Source organism: Dendrosporobacter quercicolus, from assembly GCF_900104455.1.
GTDB classification, from domain to species: Bacteria; Bacillota; Negativicutes; order DSM-1736; family Dendrosporobacteraceae; genus Dendrosporobacter; species Dendrosporobacter quercicolus.
Genome location: NZ_FNHB01000005.1, coordinates 230,994 through 249,288, shown reverse-complemented (window position 1 = coordinate 249,288; position 18,295 = coordinate 230,994). Strand labels below are relative to the sequence as shown.

Annotated in this window: 18 protein-coding genes and 1 riboswitch; of the genes, 7 read left to right on the top strand and 11 right to left on the bottom strand. The window is 49.2% G+C overall.

Annotated elements, in window-relative coordinates; translation table 11 throughout:
- Nucleotides 1–20: 20 nt before the first annotated feature.
- From BLR06_RS11715 to nifH, 3 genes are read right to left on the bottom strand one after another with little or no spacing between them, the layout of a single operon-like run.
- Nucleotides 21–428, bottom strand: coding sequence for a P-II family nitrogen regulator (locus tag BLR06_RS11715; protein WP_092073281.1), 408 nt, complete (start codon nucleotides 426–428; stop codon nucleotides 21–23).
- Nucleotides 429–440: 12 nt separating this feature from the next.
- Nucleotides 441–767, bottom strand: a complete 327-nt coding sequence (locus tag BLR06_RS11710) for a P-II family nitrogen regulator (RefSeq protein WP_092073278.1) — start codon at nucleotides 765–767, stop codon at nucleotides 441–443.
- A 29-nt stretch (nucleotides 768–796) separates the two neighbouring features.
- Complete coding sequence (gene nifH / locus BLR06_RS11705) at nucleotides 797–1,618, bottom strand: nitrogenase iron protein (protein WP_092073275.1); 822 nt, start codon at nucleotides 1,616–1,618, stop codon at nucleotides 797–799.
- 665 nt (nucleotides 1,619–2,283) lie between these two features.
- On the opposite strand from nifH, the gene BLR06_RS11700 reads away from it, so the two are divergent.
- Together BLR06_RS11700 and BLR06_RS11695 are read left to right on the top strand one after the other, a co-directional pair.
- The gene (locus BLR06_RS11700) at nucleotides 2,284–3,006 is read left to right on the top strand and encodes a helix-turn-helix transcriptional regulator (protein WP_173813080.1); all 723 of its coding nucleotides are present in this window, start codon (nucleotides 2,284–2,286) and stop codon (nucleotides 3,004–3,006) included.
- Between the two features lie 143 nt (nucleotides 3,007–3,149).
- On the top strand, nucleotides 3,150–4,052 hold the full coding sequence (locus BLR06_RS11695) for a DMT family transporter (protein WP_092073269.1): 903 nt from the start codon (nucleotides 3,150–3,152) through the stop codon (nucleotides 4,050–4,052).
- Nucleotides 4,053–4,057: 5 nt separating this feature from the next.
- Here the strand turns inward: BLR06_RS11695 and msrB are convergent, their stop codons facing one another.
- Nucleotides 4,058–5,017, bottom strand: coding sequence for a peptide-methionine (R)-S-oxide reductase MsrB (msrB, locus tag BLR06_RS11690; RefSeq protein WP_217636891.1), 960 nt, complete (start codon nucleotides 5,015–5,017; stop codon nucleotides 4,058–4,060).
- A gap of 148 nt (nucleotides 5,018–5,165) precedes the next feature.
- Nucleotides 5,166–5,267: riboswitch (SAM riboswitch) on the top strand.
- Nucleotides 5,268–5,342: 75 nt separating this feature from the next.
- Here msrB and BLR06_RS19570 point away from each other — a divergent pair.
- Nucleotides 5,343–5,513, top strand: coding sequence for a hypothetical protein (locus tag BLR06_RS19570; protein ID WP_173813082.1), 171 nt, complete (start codon nucleotides 5,343–5,345; stop codon nucleotides 5,511–5,513).
- A 15-nt stretch (nucleotides 5,514–5,528) separates the two neighbouring features.
- On the opposite strand, the gene aspA is transcribed toward BLR06_RS19570, so the two are convergent.
- The 3 genes from aspA to xth form a co-directional block, all read right to left on the bottom strand.
- Nucleotides 5,529–6,986: an aspartate ammonia-lyase gene (gene aspA / locus BLR06_RS11685; protein ID WP_092073264.1), complete on the bottom strand. Its 1,458-nt coding sequence runs from the start codon at nucleotides 6,984–6,986 to the stop codon at nucleotides 5,529–5,531.
- A 274-nt stretch (nucleotides 6,987–7,260) separates the two neighbouring features.
- Entirely contained in the window at nucleotides 7,261–7,809 is a 549-nt protein-coding gene (locus tag BLR06_RS11680) for a pyruvate kinase alpha/beta domain-containing protein (protein ID WP_092073261.1), read from the bottom strand.
- A gap of 122 nt (nucleotides 7,810–7,931) precedes the next feature.
- Entirely contained in the window at nucleotides 7,932–8,720 is a 789-nt protein-coding gene (xth, locus tag BLR06_RS11675; RefSeq protein ID WP_092073258.1) for an exodeoxyribonuclease III, read from the bottom strand.
- A gap of 232 nt (nucleotides 8,721–8,952) precedes the next feature.
- Here xth and BLR06_RS11670 point away from each other — a divergent pair, with 232 nt between their 5' ends.
- Complete coding sequence (locus tag BLR06_RS11670) at nucleotides 8,953–9,921, top strand: bile acid:sodium symporter family protein (RefSeq protein ID WP_340148021.1); 969 nt, start codon at nucleotides 8,953–8,955, stop codon at nucleotides 9,919–9,921.
- A 212-nt stretch (nucleotides 9,922–10,133) separates the two neighbouring features.
- The gene (locus BLR06_RS11665; protein ID WP_092073250.1) at nucleotides 10,134–11,318 is read left to right on the top strand and encodes an HD-GYP domain-containing protein; all 1,185 of its coding nucleotides are present in this window, start codon (nucleotides 10,134–10,136) and stop codon (nucleotides 11,316–11,318) included.
- Between the two features lie 60 nt (nucleotides 11,319–11,378).
- On the opposite strand, the gene BLR06_RS11660 is transcribed toward BLR06_RS11665, so the two are convergent.
- The 4 genes from BLR06_RS11660 to BLR06_RS11645 all read right to left on the bottom strand — a co-directional run bounded on the left by BLR06_RS11660 (nucleotide 11,379) and on the right by BLR06_RS11645 (nucleotide 15,312).
- Nucleotides 11,379–11,786 (bottom strand): VOC family protein, encoded by a 408-nt coding sequence (locus BLR06_RS11660; protein ID WP_092073247.1) that lies wholly within the window; start codon nucleotides 11,784–11,786, stop codon nucleotides 11,379–11,381.
- Nucleotides 11,787–11,977: 191 nt separating this feature from the next.
- Entirely contained in the window at nucleotides 11,978–12,910 is a 933-nt protein-coding gene (locus tag BLR06_RS11655; protein WP_092073244.1) for a hypothetical protein, read from the bottom strand.
- Between the two features lie 202 nt (nucleotides 12,911–13,112).
- A complete protein-coding gene (gene rpoN, locus BLR06_RS11650; protein ID WP_092073241.1) occupies nucleotides 13,113–14,489 on the bottom strand; it encodes an RNA polymerase factor sigma-54 in 1,377 nt (458 codons plus the stop codon).
- 145 nt (nucleotides 14,490–14,634) lie between these two features.
- A complete protein-coding gene (locus tag BLR06_RS11645) occupies nucleotides 14,635–15,312 on the bottom strand; it encodes a TVP38/TMEM64 family protein (protein ID WP_092073238.1) in 678 nt (225 codons plus the stop codon).
- Between the two features lie 181 nt (nucleotides 15,313–15,493).
- Here BLR06_RS11645 and cshA point away from each other — a divergent pair, with 181 nt between their 5' ends.
- Together cshA and BLR06_RS11635 are read left to right on the top strand one after the other, a co-directional pair.
- Nucleotides 15,494–16,915, top strand: a complete 1,422-nt coding sequence (gene cshA, locus BLR06_RS11640; protein WP_281242284.1) for a degradosome RNA helicase CshA — start codon at nucleotides 15,494–15,496, stop codon at nucleotides 16,913–16,915.
- A gap of 228 nt (nucleotides 16,916–17,143) precedes the next feature.
- On the top strand, nucleotides 17,144–18,274 hold the full coding sequence (locus BLR06_RS11635; RefSeq protein WP_092073232.1) for a protease complex subunit PrcB family protein: 1,131 nt from the start codon (nucleotides 17,144–17,146) through the stop codon (nucleotides 18,272–18,274).
- Nucleotides 18,275–18,295 lie beyond the last annotated feature (21 nt).

Here is an 18,295-nt window from a genome sequence, read left to right as displayed (position 1 = left end):
CTTTTCTTTCGACGCTTAAATCACACAGCAGCTTCCCCGGTTTCACCGGTACGAACGCGAACTGCGTCCGTGACCGGCAGAACAAATATTTTACCGTCGCCGACATTGTTGTCGGTCCGGTTTGCGGCGATAATTGCCGCAACAATTCCTTCCACATCTTCGTCGTTGGCCAGCACATTAAACAGACGGCGGGGAAACAGGCGCTCACCCGTTAAAAACCCTTCAATTAGTAAAGCTGTTTCCTGCTCATCATCACCGGCTAATTGCAGAAGTTTATTTTTGCGTTCAATAATGGACGATTCATCCTGAACCAATCGCCCGCGGCCCATTACCTTCAAGGCGGTAAATCCGGCGGCGCCGGACTTAACCAACGCCTGCTTTGTAGCGCTCGTCTTATTCATCCTGACTACGGCAATAATTTCCTTCATTGTCAGCCCTCCCTATATGCCTGTGGCGCCGGAGGATATTGTATAGGTCTCGTCAATCGAGCTGATGAATATTTTGCCATCGCCAAAAGCCCCTTTTTCCGACGTTTTCGCTGCGCGAATGATGACACTGATAATATCATCCTTATATTCAGTCCGGGTTGCGATCATCAGTAAAACCTTGGGAATTTCGTCGTAAACAATCCCGCCGATTTTAATCCCCTTTTGCTTGCCCCGGCCGACAACATCCACTACGGTTGCCGCATTAAACCCGGCTTTGGCCAGTTCCAGCAGCACTTCATCTCTCTTTTCCGGTCTTATAATTGCTCTCACCAACAACATTGCGTCCACTCTCCGTCATTTTTTGACTTTTATACCTCGATGATGCCGTGCTCCATCATCAAATGCTCCAAACGGTCCTGTACCATTGGCTTGGGAATGATAAACATGTCGTTGCCGTCAATATTGCGGGCCAGAGTACGGTATTCTTCAGCCTGGCCGGCCGTAGGATCAAAGTCAATGACTGTTTTCTTATTAATTTCCGCCCTTTGAACCAGATTATCGCGCGGCACAAAGTGAATCAATTGCGAACCAAGCTCTTCGGCAAACGCTTTTAACAATTCACCCTCTCCGTCCACTTTACGGCTGTTGCAGATAATGCCGCCCAGTCTCACAGTGCCGGATTGCGCATATTTCTGAATACCTTTGGAAATGTTGTTGGCCGCATAGAGCGCCATCAATTCACCGGAGGCGACAATATAAATTTCTTTGGCTTTGCCTTCGCGGATGGGCATTGCAAAGCCGCCGCACACAACATCGCCAAGAACATCATAAAACACATAATCAAGATCGCTGGTATAAGCGCCCAGTGATTCAAGTAAATTAATCGAGGTAATAATCCCCCGGCCTGCACAGCCCACTCCCGGCTCAGGTCCGCCTGATTCCACACAACGGGTTTTGCCGTAACCGGCTTTTAAGATATCCTCAAGATCAATATCATCGCCTTCATCTCTCAACGTATCAAGTACTGTCTTTTGACATAGACCGTGTAACAGCATCCGCGTAGAGTCAGCCTTAGGATCACACCCCACCACCATGACTTGTTTTCCGGCTTCAGCCAGCGCTGCGACTGTATTCTGTGTTGTCGTGGATTTACCAATACCGCCTTTTCCATATATAGCAACTTGTCTCATCATTCATTTCCTCCTTAACATTGGATCTTCATTTTTAATGCTTGAAATTCGTCCAGGTGAAAGGTATAATACAAATAGGCAAGTCGAAGAAACCCTGTCCTGGGTAAAAGACCAGCCTTGCTTCATAGGTACTGCGAATACCTATGAAGCTTTATTTTTTTTGAGTACTCCCGCTTTTACCGCTGCCACCACCACCTTTTCAAATTTACTCACCGGACAGAGCGCCGAAAACACACAAGGAGCCGCCCAGCGATTAACATCGCCGGCATAGCTCCTTTGCTTTACGGCAGAATCTTTCTCTGCCGAAACGATATTGAAGTTGAAACCCGGCGGCTGACCCCAGCAGATCAGAAATAATCTTTCTGATTACACAAAAAAGCTTATAGGCTGTTGCCTATAAGCTTCATCGCTTAAGTTTCAATCTCTTAAGTTGAGTTCAGTATAGCATACTGGCTGCCCCGGCGCAATAGGCTCCAATAAATTCGCAATATTAAAATAATTTCATTTCAAAGACTGCTGGCAACGACTTTTTCGCGAGCCGCTATCTTTTTGTATTTACTATTTTGACCAGACTGATTACACTAATACTATGTAGCCGGAAAACGCGCAAAAAGCCGGAGTAGGCGTTAGCACTAACTCAATATATCGTGAAACAGGTGATGATTGTGACAACAAATGCCGCCGCGCTCTGTGAGCGCCGGATCTATTCCCTGCGGCCCTGCAGCCATGTACATGCTTATGCCCAGTTGCTGCTTCCCATTACAGGCAGTCTTACCGTCAATATAAATTCGCACCTGGTTGCCGCTGACGAAACGACCATTCTGTTTATCCCGCCCCACTATGAGCATTCATTTTTTGCCAACAGCCAAAATGAATTTTTTGTATTTGACATACCACAGTACTTTTTACAGCCCTACTTTCCCCAAACAACGCCGGCCGAAATCAACAGCGCCCTTGACCAGCGCTGGCAGGCAATCCGCACTTTGTTAGCCTGCGAAGTGCGGGAAAATCCAGTCGATAGTCAGCCTATCCAGCACCTGCTGCGTTATGCAATGCTTCTGCTCACCCGCGATGCCGGGCCGGCTTCAATACGATACATTCACGAAAACTACCACAACAGGCTGACCGTGGCCCAGCTTGCCGCGCTGGAACACTATCATCCCTCCCATTATCATCAGTGGTTCCAGAAAACCACCGGTACCACACCGCGTTTATATATCCAGCGGCTGCGGGTTAACAAAGCCAAAGAGCTGTTAATCGCCACCGGTTATTCCCTGCACTATATCGCCTGTCAGGTAGGCTATGGCCATCAATCTACGTTAACGAAAGCCTTTGTAGAATTAGAAGGCGTCACACCGCTGCACTTTCGCACCGGCAGCCGCAAATAACCACACGGCCCCCGCCCGCCGCTTTTTGCAAAATTCTTTGGGCAGCCTAAAAATTCGCTGAGCCTAAATGAAAATTCTTCGGTCCGGGCTGTTACAATAATCCTATTAACTTCAGGAATATGTCTCAGGAGATGACATTGCTTATGACAAACGTTAAGGGAGCGCTCTGCCTGTCGGCAGCCGCCAGCATCTGGGGCGGAATGTATGTGGCCAGTAAATATGTTTTGGCTGTGGTTCCGCCTTTTACGCTGATGGCGATCCGTTACATCATTGCTTTTATTGTGCTGGCAATCATCTGCCGGTATAACCGTATCAGCCTGATCCCGCGTACCAATAAATTCATTTTATTTCAAATCGGCTTCTTTGGATATTTCCTCTCAATCGCCGGCCAGTTTATCGGCACAAAATTGTCCTCGGCCCATATGGGAGCAGTCATCACCACCTTGTCACCGGTTTTTCAATCCGCTTTCGCCATTTGGCTGCTGCAGGAACCGTTAACCGCCCGCCAGCTTATTTCCATTACGCTTTCTTTCGCCGGAGTTCTCATCATGAACGGGATGGACGGTTTTACCGGTGGCGGTCATCTGCAAACCGGCGCCTTTTTTCTGCTATTGGCGGCTTTGTTTTGGGGCTACTACTCGGTACTAGTCAGAAAAATATCCGATCATTACTCCGCCCTGCAAATTACTGCCATCGGCGTGTTTATTGCTGCAGCCGCCAGCCTGCCGGCTGCCTGGCATGAACTGAAAGGCCTGGAGTTCACGCTGGTCTTGACTACTGGCCCGGTAGCATTCAGCCTGTTTTATATCGGGGTGATCTCAACCGCCGGCGCCTTCCTGCTCTGGAATAAAGGACTTGCTCTGGTACCCGCCCATCAAGCCGGCTTATTCTTTTTCCTCCAGCCGCTGGTTGGCAGCTTCCTCGGCTGGGCTGTTCTGGATGAGCACTTGAGCTGGCCTTTTTATCTCGGCAGCCTGCTCATCTTGGTTGCGGTATATCTCGTCATGCAGCCGAACGCCGCAGCTGCGACGGAGCGCCACAGATAATCAGGTCAATCGCCGTCATTGCGAAACAATGCCAGGTACTCGGCATAACCGGCTTCGGCCAGTTGTTCTTTAGGAATAAAGCGCAACGCTGCGGAATTAATACAATACCGTAAACCGCCGGGCGTTGGTCCGTCCTGAAATACATGGCCCAGATGCGAATCGGCGTCGTTGCTTCTGACCTCCGTCCGGGCCATGCCCTTGCTGGAATCAGCCACTTCTCTCAGCCGCTCATCGTCCAGGGGCCGGGTAAAGCTGGGCCAGCCGCAGCCTGAATCAAATTTGTCCAGTGAGCTAAAAAGAGGCTTGCCTGAAACAACATCAACATAGATGCCTTCCTGCCGGTTATCCCAGTATTCATTGCGAAACGGCGGTTCAGTGGCGTTATTTTGCGTGACCGCGTATTGCAGGTCGGTAAGCTTAGGCAATGGTTCCGGTTTGGCCCCCCAGTGCTTTTTGATAAAACCGGCCCGCCCTGAGCCTTCTTTATACATCGTATAGTGAGTTTCGTTTTTGCGGTAATACTCCTGATGATAATCCTCAGCCGGATAAAACCGGGCCGCCGGCAAAATTGCAGTCACAATCGGACCGCTAAACAGGCCGCTGTCAGCCAATGCCTGCTTTGAGGCTTCAGCCACTTGCCGCTGTTCTTCATTATGATAAAAAATCGCCGTTTGGTAAGCTTGTCCCCGGTCGGCAAACTGTCCGCCCGAATCAGTCGGATCAATCTGCCGCCAAAAAACATCCACCAATTCCCGGTATGAGGCCAGCGCCGAATCAAACGTTACCTGGACCGCCTCATAATGCCCGGTGCCGCCGTAACAAACTTCCTGATAAGTAGGATTGGCCTTATGCCCGCCGGTATAACCCGCTATTACTTTGGATACCCCCCGGACGGCCTGGAAAGGACCGACCATGCACCAAAAGCAGCCTCCGGCAAAAGTCGCCAGTTCTTCATGATTTCGCACCAAAATCAGCTCCTTATTTTAACTATAATATAACAAAGAATTACCCGTAGCAAGCCGGGTTATACTAAAAAATTGCAGCATTTCACCACTTGACATTTCCCCAATATCATATTATATTTATATCATTGTATAAAAAATGAATATTGAACTCTTATCCAGAGAGGTCGAGGGACTGGCCCGATGACACCCAGCAACCGGCAGTTAATGCAGTGGTGCTAATTCCAGCAGGATGAATCCTGGAAGATGAGAGACGTATTATCTACGTTTACGCTCCTTCTTCTGAAGGAGCGTATTTTTTAGCCCGAATTTTAGAGGAGGATCAATCATGAATACAAATAGCAATCACTTAACTGGTGAGCTTGGCAATAGCGCGGAAAACCAGCTGCTCGATCAGACTTCGCTTGGCGGAACGAAAGAGAAAACCAATCGAATCATTATCGTGATAGAAAATGGGCGTGTTGTAAAATATATCCAGAAAACCATTTGTAAAGGCTAACACTCGTACCCGTCATCAGTCCGGTGTCTGCTGGCAGTGGCCGTTTAAGGTTGACCCTGTACGACAAGCCAGCGCCATATATTCTTTGCCGGCGATACCCGGTTTCGTCATTTCCTCCGGTGATAATATCGCCTCCAGCTGTTCAACTGTCATCATTTTTTTCTCCAATAACAGTTGCCTGAGCGGCTTAGCGGTTTGCAGCGCTTCTTTGGCGAGCAACGAGGCGTTTTCATACCCGATATGAGGAGTCAACGCCGTTAAGATTCCCAGGCTGCGCTCGACATTTTCCCGGCAGCGTTCCTTATTGGCCTGAATCCCCTGAATGCATTTATAGTTAAAAGCATTGACTGCATTTGTCAGAATACGGAGAGAATTAAACAGATTATAGGCCAGTACCGGCTCCATTACATTAAGCTCCAGCTGCCCGGCCTCCGCCGCCATCGTAACCGCCTGATCATTGCCAATTACCTGAAAGGCCACTTGATTTACCAGTTCGGGAATGACGGGATTGACTTTGCCCGGCATAATCGATGATCCTGGCTGCAATGCCGGTAAATAAAGCTCATTTATACCGCAGCGCGGGCCCGAAGCCAGGATCCGGAGATCATTGGCAATTTTGGATAAAGTGACCGCACATACTTTTAAAGCTCCGGAAAAACCGGCTAAGGCATCGGTGTTCTGCGTGGCATCCACTAAATTTGCCGCCGGCGCGTATTGATCGCCGGTCAGAAAATTGATCTGCCGGACTACCTCTTCTATATACCGGGGTTCGGCATTCAAACCTGTCCCGACCGCAGTTGCCCCCATATTGATCTCTTTTAACCCCGCCGCCGCCTGCTCAAGCCGTCTTATGCAGCGGCCCAGTGCATCGGCGTACGCTTTGAACTCTTGTCCCAGGGTGATCGGAACTGCATCCTGCAGGTGGGTCCGTCCCACTTTCACCACCTGCCTGAACTGGGCTGCCTTCTCATCAAAGCTTTCCGCCAAAGCCGCCAGCTCACGATTTAACTTGGCGGCTTTTCGTACTGTGGCAATACGAATCGCAGTGGGAATGACATCATTCGTCGATTGTGACATATTGACATGTGAATTAGGCGAAATCAGCTGGTAATCGCCTTTGAGGCCGTCCAGAATTTCGATGGCCCGGTTGGCGATGACCTCATTGGCATTCATATTCATTGATGTGCCGGCGCCGCCCTGAATGGGATCAACAACAAACTGGTCATGCCATTTGCCGGCCATAATTTCATCAGCAGCCTGTACAATAGCCCGGCCCACTGTCTCTGACAACAAGCAGGTTTTCATATTGGCATTAGCCGAAGCTTTTTTGATTAATGCCAAGGCTGTGATAAATTCGCGGCATAACCGGTGGCCGGTAATAGAAAAATTGGTAACAGCCCGCAGGGTTTGCACACCGTAATAAGCTTTGTCCGGCAGGTATACTTCTCCCAGAAAATCACGCTCGCTTCGCACAAACAGCCCTCCTCATCCTGATTTTTTCTGTATTTTATATACCTTTATTTTCACATAAAAGGCTGGTTCCGCAGATAGTGCCGTTATCGTATTTAGTTTTTGTCGTTAACAAAAAAATAACCCGAAGAATTTTAACTTCTTCAAGTTTTATCCGGTGTCTACCAGGCCGCAAATTGAGTAACCTCGCGATTTAAGCCAAAATAAGCGAGGGAAGAATCATTGTTGCTAAATATTTCAAGTGTTCAGCGGCCCGTAAACGCCGGAAATGACTGCGTCAGGATTGGCCCGCCGGCTTGCAGATAATTTCAGCGATAAAAGTATCTAAAATAGCCGCTGCATGGGCCGGGCGGATAATAACTGCCGTGTCGGCGCCATTGCCCGTACCGGCAACGGCAATGACAGGCTTTCCGTAAGGAATGAATCCGGCGTCCAAAGCCATTACTGCAATTTCCACGCACACCTTGACGCCCTGCCCTAACATGCGTAAGGAAGCCGCAATAACTTCCACCGGATAAATTCCGCCGAATTTACGGCTTAGCCCTCGCTCCGCTCCCGATAAGACATGTGTAGTCGATAAGATAGCGACCGATTGCTGTTCCAAAGCCGAACGATTCTCCGGCAGCAGCGAAACTCCCCCCGGTTGTCCAAACCCATGAGCATAAGTCACACATACCAGTTTAGGCGCCTTTCCCGCCAGCTTAAGAGCTGTGGCCCCTGAATTTGATGCCACCACAACATAATCGATGCCCCGCTCGCGCGCTGTTTTAACGGCGGCCTCGATTGTCGCGGCGGTGTTTTCCGGTCCGCTTTTTTCCCAGTACATATTCTCCACCCCTCTTTAATAAGGTCATACCCTGAATGGATTCTAAACGTCGATAGACTTTTCCTGTATTTTCCGCCGACAGCATGACCGGGTTGCTAAAACAGCAAGCCTGACGCAAACCTTTAACTCCAGTTAAACTCGGCCAGCAGCGGCGCGTGATCGGACGGCTTGGGCCCCTGGCGCATGTCGGTGTCGACCCAGGCCCGGACTGAATGGCCGGCAATGGCGGCAGTCGCCCAAATATGGTCAATCCGCCAGCCCATTTTTCGTTTAAATCCGTTAGGTACGCGATAATCCCAAAAAGTATAATGACCTTCCTCCGGTACGTGATGGCGGAATATGTCCACAAAACCCCATTGGCGCACCATATCCAGCGCGGCATGTTCGTCCGGGTGAAATCCAACCGATCCCAGCAGTTTGTCAGGCGCATAAACATCGCGCCTGTCCGGCGCTACATTAAAGTCGCCAACCCAGATCACCGGCTGATCGGCCTGATAGTAACGGTTAAAATATTCCCGCATCTGGCCAATCCAGCCAAGTTTATAATAGAAATAATCAGTGGCCGCCTGCCGCCCCTGAGGTATATAGGTATTGACGATATTGATCCCGTCGATTGTAGCCGCAACCAGCCTGGCCTCATCGGGCTGCCCCCACTCATCCAGGCCAAACCGCACGTTTTCGGGAGACGATTTTGCCAGGATAGCAACACCATTATAGGATTTCTGCCCTTTAAATATGGCGTAATAACCGGCCGCCTTTATCTCGTCGTGCGGAAAATTCTCGTCCCGGACTTTGGTTTCCTGCAACGCAACAACAGCAGGCTGCTCCCGCTCCAGCCAGGCCAGCAGCACCGGCATACGGGCCCGGATTGAATTTACATTATATGTGGCAATCTTCCAATATCCAGCCATTTTTCCCACTCCTCTGTTGTACTATCCTACTTTTGCCGCTGCCGGAGAAAACCCTGTTTCAAAGCTAAAAATTTTTTAAAACATTGGTTTTTGCTTCTCCCTGGCGTATAATAAAACAATGATAATCTTCCCTGGCGTTTCACTGGAGGCTGCGGGTAAGCAGCCCTCCGGGGGAGTGCTTTTATCTTTTTATAGTGTAAATTCTGCTCATTTCAAGAAAGCTTGGAGGTTTATGATGTCGGACTCGTTCTGTAAGCTCAATTGCTGGCTGGGACGAAATATGTTCCTGGTTGTCCTTACCGGCTTATTGCTTGGCTTTATGCTAAGACTGCCGGACTCTGCTTTATTGCGTAAGCTGGTCGTGCTCTTATTTGCCTACATGACCTTTATTACAGCCTTAGGAACCAGTTTGAAAAGCTTTGCCAATACGCTCCGCACTCCGTGGCTGCCACTATGGATTCTGATTCTGGTGCATATTGCAACTCCCTTTACCGCCTGGCTGGCCGGCATCAGTTTCTATCCTGATGACGACTATATCCGGATAGGCTATTTAATTGGCGCTACAATTCCGATCGGGGTAACCTCGATTATCTGGACAGCCCTGGTTAAAGGCGATATGGCGGTATCACTGGTCGCTGTGACACTTGATACATTCCTCGTTCCCATCATCCTGCCGGTATTTTTTAAATTTGTTGTCGGCAAAATCATCCCGGTCAGCTATTTTGACATGACCCTTGACCTGGTGCTGATGATTACCCTGCCCAGCATTGCCGGAATGCTGGTGCATGATTTAACCAAAGGCCGCATTGTCGGCTTTTCACAAAGCATTGGCGGGGCAACGGCCAAATTATCGCTATTGGCGGTAATTTTAATTAACGCCGCACTGGTAGCCCCGCAAATCACTTGGGACTCAGCGATGCTTAAACTCCTGCTGGTCACCCTGCTGATTGTGGCCTCAGGTTACTTTGTCGGCTATCTTGGTTCGTACATTCTAAAGGAACGCACCCCTGAAAAGGTACTAACCCTTGTCTATAATGTCGGCATTCGCAACAATGCCAGCGGGTTAGTTTTGGCTCTGGCTTATTTTCCCCCGGCCGCAGCCATACCAATAACTTTGGCCATTTTATACCAGCAGCCCCTGGCGACAATTATCCCTTATCTCTATAAACGCTTCGTAAAGCAGCCTGCGCCGGCAAACTGACCGTCAGCCCGGTAAATTGAAAAACTGTCCGCTGAATGGCGCTGGTCCCAGCCAGACAGTTTCTATTGCAAACAGGATTATTATATATTATTTGTAAATTCCACTAAAAATTAGCAGGAGATTAGTTTAGGAATAAATAATTAACCTTATGAATCTTTATCCATTTTTCTTTCATTGACAGGTAATTTTGAGGGTGAAATTTGAGGGTGAAAATGATGAAACTTCAGCTTGAACCATCAGATTCTTATTTTCGTAAAAAATCGGCGGAGTTGGAACGAATCAATCAGCAATTACAGCAAAAAATTTGTCAGTTAGAACAAACCATTCTAAACCTGGAACAGCAAAACAAGGCTTTAGAGGAAAGTGAGCAACAGTGCCGTTATGCTGGATTCCACGATATTTTGACCGGCTTAAAAAACCGCAACTATTTTGAACAGCAGCTACACTGCTTTGAAGCAAATCAAACCGCTTCGCTAGGTCTGATCATTTGTGACCTGGACGGCCTTAAGCTTGTCAATGACACCCTGGGACATCCGCAGGGCGATAAACACCTGATTGCCATCGCCGGAATTCTCCGGGAATGTTTTGACGACAGCGACGTACTGGCGCGTATCGGCGGCGATGAGTTTGCCATCATCAAGACAGGCGCTACTGAAGCTTACATTCAAAAAGCATGTGCGCTGGCTCTTGACAGAATCAACGAACATAACGCAACCGCCTGTATTCCCCTGGGCCTCTCTTTTGGTTACTCCATCAGCAGCGGAAAACTGACTTCGATGAAGCGGCTGATCGTCGAAGCTGATAATAGTATGTACCGTGAAAAATTGCAGCGCGGCTCCAACGCCCGCACCGCAATTGTTCAGAATGCCATCAAGCTATTAAATAAGCGTGACTTTATCAACGAAGGTCATGCCGACCGTCTACAGGCAATCCTCACCTCTCTGGCCTTCAAAACCGGAATTCCTGCAGCTAAACAGCCGGATCTGAAGCTTCTGGCCAAATTTCACGATATTGGCAAAGTCGGCATCCCGGACAGCATTATTTTCAAACCGGCCAGCTTGACTCCTGAAGAAATGTCCATTATGCAGACCCATAGTGAAATCGGTCAGCGCATTGCCTTAGCCTCCAGCGAGCTTGTCCCCATTGCCGAGTGGATATTAAAACACCACGAACGCTGGGATGGATCGGGCTATCCGCTGGGGCTATCCGGTGATCAGATCCCACTGGCCTGCCGGATCTTCGCCATTGCGGATGCTTACGAAGTGATGACCAGCCCCCGCCCGTACCGTCAGCCTTTGTCCCAATCGTCAGCCCTGGAACAAATCAGGCTTGCGGCCGGCTCTCAATTTGATCCGGCTCTGGTAGATATTTTTTTCACCGCAATTCATCAAATATAAAACCGCTTAATCAGTTAAGGCTGCCTCACATGGCAGCCTTGTTATATGTATCTTTACGTACTAGCCTCTAAATGAATCATACACCTTTTGGTATTCAGGCGTGGCGGGAATGGTTTTATAAATATATATATGAACTTTCGCAGGGTCATCCACGACAAAGCTGCGTTCCCCCCAGGGCTTATCCTGAATCTCCTGGTAAATGTTCAGCCCGGCCTGCTTAAGCCGGTTGTATTCGGCATCTACATCCTCAACCTCAAACGATAGAATCAGGCCTTTACCATTGAAAAACTCCCCCTCTTCCCGCTGCGGCAGCGTAAAGCTTACGCCAACCTCCAGGCTGGGCGACAGCAATTCGATATACCAGTCGCTCTCATAAACCAGTTTAAAACCAAAATGCTTCATATAAAAATCTTTCGACTCCTGCAGCTTTTCCGTGCTGATCGTAGTATCAATTCTCTTTATCCTCATGACATCGCTCTCCATACCTTAAGATTAAGTACTATATCATTTCGGGAAAGTATTGCCAAACCCCTGCCGGACAGCAGAAAAATGTCCGCCAGCGCCCGGATAAATCGATGACAAAGTCTAAAACCCTTGCTGATTAAATGAGTTTACCCCGAAAAACCGCTACTGGACTACGCCAGTACCGGTTTTTTGCCTTAATTAAGCAGTTTGTCGGCGGCAACCCTGCGGAACCGTTCAACATCATCGGTTAATCTAAAGTTAGTGCCTTTCAATACCTCTAAATAGCTCCTGATCGTTTCCAGCAGGCTACTGCCGGCGTCAGCTCCGGCAATTTGCTGATACGCAGCCCGGGCTTCAGGATTGAACAATTTTGTTGCATCGTCGAACAGCGGCGTATTGTTTGCGCCATATAATCCCCATAACACGTAACGCTTATATAAATCCTTTACCTCGGTAAATTTGGGCGAGTCACTGTACCGGTTAAGAAACTTTTCCTGCCTTAAAGCCCGCCTGATGATCTCGTCCCAGCCAATAACCAGAGCGCCGTCTTTTGCCGCCGCTTTAGCTGATTCCACCGCCATAATATCAATGTAGGCGGCCAGATCGGCAGTAAGCAGGGAGTTATACCGTTGATACAGGCTATAGTCAATGAGCGGAAAATACAGGCCCTCGGCGCTATCGAATTTATAGCCGCCTGCCTGGAAGCCCAGCAAAAGATCCTTTAACTCAGCATCCTGCAGTCCGGCAAGGCTGGCTAAATCGCTGCCCGGTGCAAAGCCTTGCTGCAACCGCCGCTGAAATGCATCGTTATGAAAATATTCTTCTGCCATTTTTGCCAGCCGCTGCTTTTGCACCTGTTCCAAACCAATCATCATTGCCGCCGCCCGGTGGCTGGCCACTTTTGTTATCATCCCGTCAATATACAGGCGTAGTTCAGCCGGCTGAATATCCGGCTGGTTCCTAAGCCGGTCAAATTCATTCATGATTTGCTGCTGCTCGGCTTCGGCTGCCGTACTTGAGCCGGCCAGCTCCTGCTGAACTTCCCCCTGCTGGTTGGACTTGTGTCCCGCACAGCCCCCGGTCAGCAAGACAAGCATCAGCCCAAGTACAATACATTTGTTGCTCATCCTTCATTTACGCTCCTTTTAAAGCCTGCAGCCGCTTAACGTCATTCTAGCATTGTCCCTTATCCATGATAATTATGCACCATAAACAGCCTCGCCAGAACGGACGCAGTACTGCACCACCACGAGCTTGCAGTTTCAGTACCAGCGCAAAGGGATGTCTAAAACTGCTTTGCGGTTTCGGACATCCCCCATTTTTCCTTGTTTAATAACGCTTTCTCTTATTTGATGAAGCTATTCCCATCTCTTCGCGGTATTTGGTGACCGTCCGCCGCGATATTTTTATTCCCTGCTTGGCCAGCAGGCCGCTAATGCCCTGATCGCTCAACGGAGAAGCAGGATTTTCACTGCGCAGCAGATTCTTTATTTCCTGCTTGATTTTGCCTGACACCATTTCCTCCCCGTTGACAGTATTGACACAGCTGGAAAAAAAAGCCCGCATACTGAACAAGCCGTGAGGCGTATTGATATATTTGTTGGCTACGGCGCGGCTGACCGTCGATTCATGAATCCCCAGCCGGTCAGCCACCGTCTTCATAATCAACGGTCGTATATGGGGGGGGCCATGATCAAAAAAACCGCGCTGTAAATCCAGGATAGCTTCCGTAACCCGGTATAAAGTATTGCGCCGCTGCTCAACGCTTCTGATTAACCAGATGGCTGCATTCAGCCGGTTCTCAATAAATTTCTTAACTTCACTGTCCGGCTGGCGCGATGCCTGGCGGTAGGAGGGGTTGATGAACAATCTTGGTATATTGCTGTCATTCACCAGAATAACATAGGAGCCGTTTACCCGTTCAACGGTAACGTCGGCGGAAATATAGCCGGCGCTCTCGGTACTGAACGCCAGACCGGGTTTAGGATTAAGCTTGCGGATCAGGTCTGCCGCCTCCTGTACGGCATGAGCCGTAGAGTTCAGCCGTTCGGCAATCCAACGGTATTTAGCATCAGCTAAATCCGGCAGATGCTGTTCAATAATTGCTTTAACCAGCCCGTGATAAAGCCCCTGCTGGCGGGCCTGGATCTGCAGGCATTCCTGCAGACTGCGCGCCCCAACCCCTTCAGGGTCAAACGTCTGGATAATTTCCAGTACACTGCCGGCCAATTCCGTTGAAACGGCCAGCGCCTGGGCAATTTCTTCCACAGAGCTGCACAAATACCCCTTATGATCGATACAGCCGATAATATACTGCCCGACAGCATGTTCCAACGGGTTGTTAAAGGTTATATCAAGTTGAAATTGCAAATGTTCATCCAAGGAAACCTCTCTTGCGGCAAAACTACCGGCCGCCATTTCATCACTATGAACTGCGGTCTGGTAATTTGCCTTGAGGCCGTCCTTAAAATAATCGTCCAGTTCATTCACGTTAGCGGCGGTAATACCGGCTGAGGGAGCATCCCCAGCCGGCTGGTCGTCATCCCCGGCTGCGTTCTCCATTTCCAGGACCGGATTCTCCAAAAACTGCTGTTCAACCATTGCCGCCAGCTCCTGTGTGGAAAGCTGTAAAATGGCAATCGCCTGACGCAATTCCTGCGTCATCATTAATTTTTGTTGTGTTTCCAATCTTAAGCCGAAATCCATAATTAACACCCTAACATTTTGGTTTATTACACTGTATGTTTCGCTAAATATAGTATGCCTTCCTTTTTTAAATACTCTGATAATTAAAATATTAAAAACGACTGCCCGCCGTTAACAAGCAGGAAAAAAACCGGCGCAAGACTACTTACAGGAAATCGCGCCGCTCTCTATCCATATTACGACAAAATACCCGGGGCAGGCAACTAAAAATAATTGCCAGCAGGACCGCTCCCCATACAGCAGTCAACAGCGAACGGTTCAGGGCATTGCCTAAACAGCAAAAAATAACCGCACCGGGAATGCTGCCTAAAAAGGTTGCCAGGCAATAAGGCCAAAACCGGACTTGCCTCAGGCCGGCGAGAAAACTAAAAGCGTCCCAGGGAACGACTGGCATCAGCCTAATCAGCAACAGCATTTTAAAGTCTTGGCCACCAACCTGTTCAGCCATTCTGCTCAAATGACAGCCAGACGGCAACAGCCGTCCGACGGTATTTTGCCCAAGCAGCCGGGCTAACCAAAAACAGCCGCTCGCCCCCAGCACCGTTCCGGTAATCAGATATAAAGCCCCCAGGTACGGGCCATAGGCCAGCCCGCCGGCAACCGCCAGAATGATGGCCGGAAAGAAAAACAGCGGACGTAAAATATTGAGTAGAATATAAACAGCCGGCCCCCACGGTCCCAGTTTGGTTACCGCCCTGCTGACCGCCTCCGGCTTAAATTGTTCAAGGCCCACCCCATAATTATAGCAAACTATGGCAATACTAATAACAATGAGAACGCCGGTTAAAGCAGGCTTAGACAAGAAATGATCGTAGTATCTCATGAATATTAATTATAATGCCGGCACTGAACAGTGTAAAGAAAATTCCGGCTGGAAAAGCGCTTGCTGAATTGTTGCAATAAAAATATTTTTATTAAAAATATTTTTATTGCGGCCAAATGATAGTAAAAGATGGCTGCGGGTATTATAATTAAAGGATAGTATGAACAAGGAGTTGAATTTTTTGGAAAAATTTAAAGTATTGGGAATAAGTGATGAAATCATTAGATCACTTAATGATATGGGTTTTGAAGAGCCTACCCCCATTCAGGAACAAGCAATACCGGAAGCTATGGCCGGCAACGATTTAGTTGGACAAGCCCAAACCGGCACCGGTAAAACAGCCGCTTTCGGCATACCCCTGATTGAAAAAGTCCGGCATACGGGCGGCCGCATCCAGGGAGTTATCCTTACCCCCACGCGGGAACTGGCCATTCAGGTAGCGGAAGAGCTGAATAAACTTGGTCAATATGCCAACGTGTTTGCATTGCCCATTTACGGCGGTCAGGAAATTGGCCGGCAAATAAAAGCCCTGCGTAAAAACCCGCAGATTATTGTGGCTACCCCGGGCCGGCTGATGGACCATATGGAACGGCGCAACATCAGGCTTGGCGATACCAAAATACTGATTCTCGATGAAGCGGATGAAATGCTGAACATGGGCTTTATTGACGACATTGAAAAGATTTTGAAAGAAACGCCGGAATCCCGCCAAACCTTGCTATTTTCGGCAACGATGCCCCGGGCCATCCAGAACTTGTCGCAAAAGTTTTTGAAAAACCCGACTTTTGTCAGTATAAAAGCCAAAGAAGTTACCGTTCCACTGGTGGAACAATTTTATGTCGAAGTGCCTGACCGTCAAAAATTTGATGTTTTGTGCCGCCTGCTTGATATTCAGGCTCCCGAGCTGGCAATCGCCTTTGGCCGTACCAAACGCCGGGTCGATGAACTGTCCGAAGCTCTGAAAAAACGCGGCTACTCGGCCGAAGGTATTCATGGCGATCTGACCCAGGCCAAACGCGACAGCGTATTACGCCAATTCAGAGACGGCGTCATCGATATTCTGGTTGCCACCGATGTGGCGGCGCGCGGCCTGGATGTCTCCGGCGTTACTCATGTTTATAATTTTGATATTCCCCAGGACGCTGAAAGCTATGTCCATAGAATCGGCCGTACCGGACGGGCAGGCAATACCGGCGCAGCGCTGACCTTTGTCATACCGCGCGAGCTGGATCATTTACGGTCGATCGAAAGGCATACCAAAAGAAAGATCGTCCGCATGCCCGTACCGTCCCTCACTGACGCCCTGGAAGGGCAGCAAAAACTGGCAGTGGAAAAATTGCTCAGGGTTATTGAGGAAGGCAATTATGATGAATATAAAGGCCGTGCTGAAGAATTGCTGAATCAAAGCGATTCTGTAGCCTTAGTATCGGCGGCCTTGAAATTACTGACCAAAGAACCGGATACAACTCCGGTTAAGTTAACAGAAGAAGCGCCGTTGCGCGCTCGCCGCGACCGCAACCGTCCTCCGCAGTTTAACCGGCGCAAAGGCCCCGGCGAAAATCGCCCGCCCTTTAATAAAAACCGGTCCCGTCCGCACGCTTAAACCAAACCGTAAGCCGGCAGTTCATGCCAAAATATGCCGGGATTATTTTAACCCGCTTTGCGGGCAAACTAACAACATATAGCTTATCTGATTAAGCCGCTTTTGATTCCATCTTACCAAGCTGGATAGAAAAAAGCGGCTTAATTTATCGGATCATCCAATTTTACGGGTGCCGCTTGTAGCTAGCCGTACTATACTAGTACAGCGCACTGGAGAAAGGAGCCGCTTATGAACAACCATCGAAAAAGAAGTCCGAAACGCGGCTATAAGCGTCTGGCTGCTGCCCTGGCGGGAGCCGCGGTCATTTCGTCGGCAATGCTGCCCGGCATTCCGCTTGCCAAAGTCCAGGCTGCGGTTGATTCCAATAACGTCAATTCTGCGCCGCCCGGCAAAGATGACTCTGCAACGCGGCCGGATCAAGCGGGTTCTCCCTTGCAAGCAGCCCGGCAGCAAGCGTCTAAATATGGCTTTGACAGTACCCGGGACCGGTTTTCCCTGCAAAGCCGCACCCAAACCGCCGCCACAGTGATCATCCGCACCACAACCGGAAAAACTTATAAAATGGAATTAATCAAAACCAGGAATGGCAACTGGCAGGTTGCCGGAGTACAGCAGACCGGCAGGGAAACGGATAAAGCCGCCGGCAATCCGGTTCAGAAAGTGATTGACAATGCCCGCCGCTTCGGTTTTAATCCGGCTAGCGACAAGTTCAGCCTGTTGTCGCTAAGCGGGGCTAAAGCCACGGTACAGGTTCGTACCGGCGGCCAGACGTTTAACGTCGATTTAGCCAAAAAAGCGAATGGCTGGGAGATCACCACAATCCGGGGCATTGGCAACGCCAGATATCCGGCAACCTATATACCGGCCAGCATGTTTCCCAGCACCGGCGTCTTGCCCGCAAAACCTGTTCAGAATACCGGTCAAACCAAAATCTTGTTTGAATCCGACAAGTATTTCGGCTGGAACTGGCTGGAGAATACCTATCCAGGCGACCGGGCTTTCGGCATTTTACTGCAAGACCCCCGTGATGCAACCGATAGCCATCCGGCCGGTGTACTTACGGCCATAAAAAATATTGACTTTAATGACCAATTTGTTGTCTATGCCTCATTGGGCACAGTTTCCGGCCAGGGATACGGCATTGGCATTGAAAAAATCATTCAAACCGGCAATGATTATACGATAACGGTTAGAACCAATAGTCCCGGCTCCGGGCAAATTAACAGTACGGCGACCCAGAATTATGATTTTATTGCTCTTGACCGGTCAACGCTGGACTTTAGCGACCCGGTCACCATAACCTTTGCCGATATTGGCGGAACCACATTCAGCAAATACACGCTGTCCCTGCGCGATTGATAAAAGCCTGAGTCTCCGGTG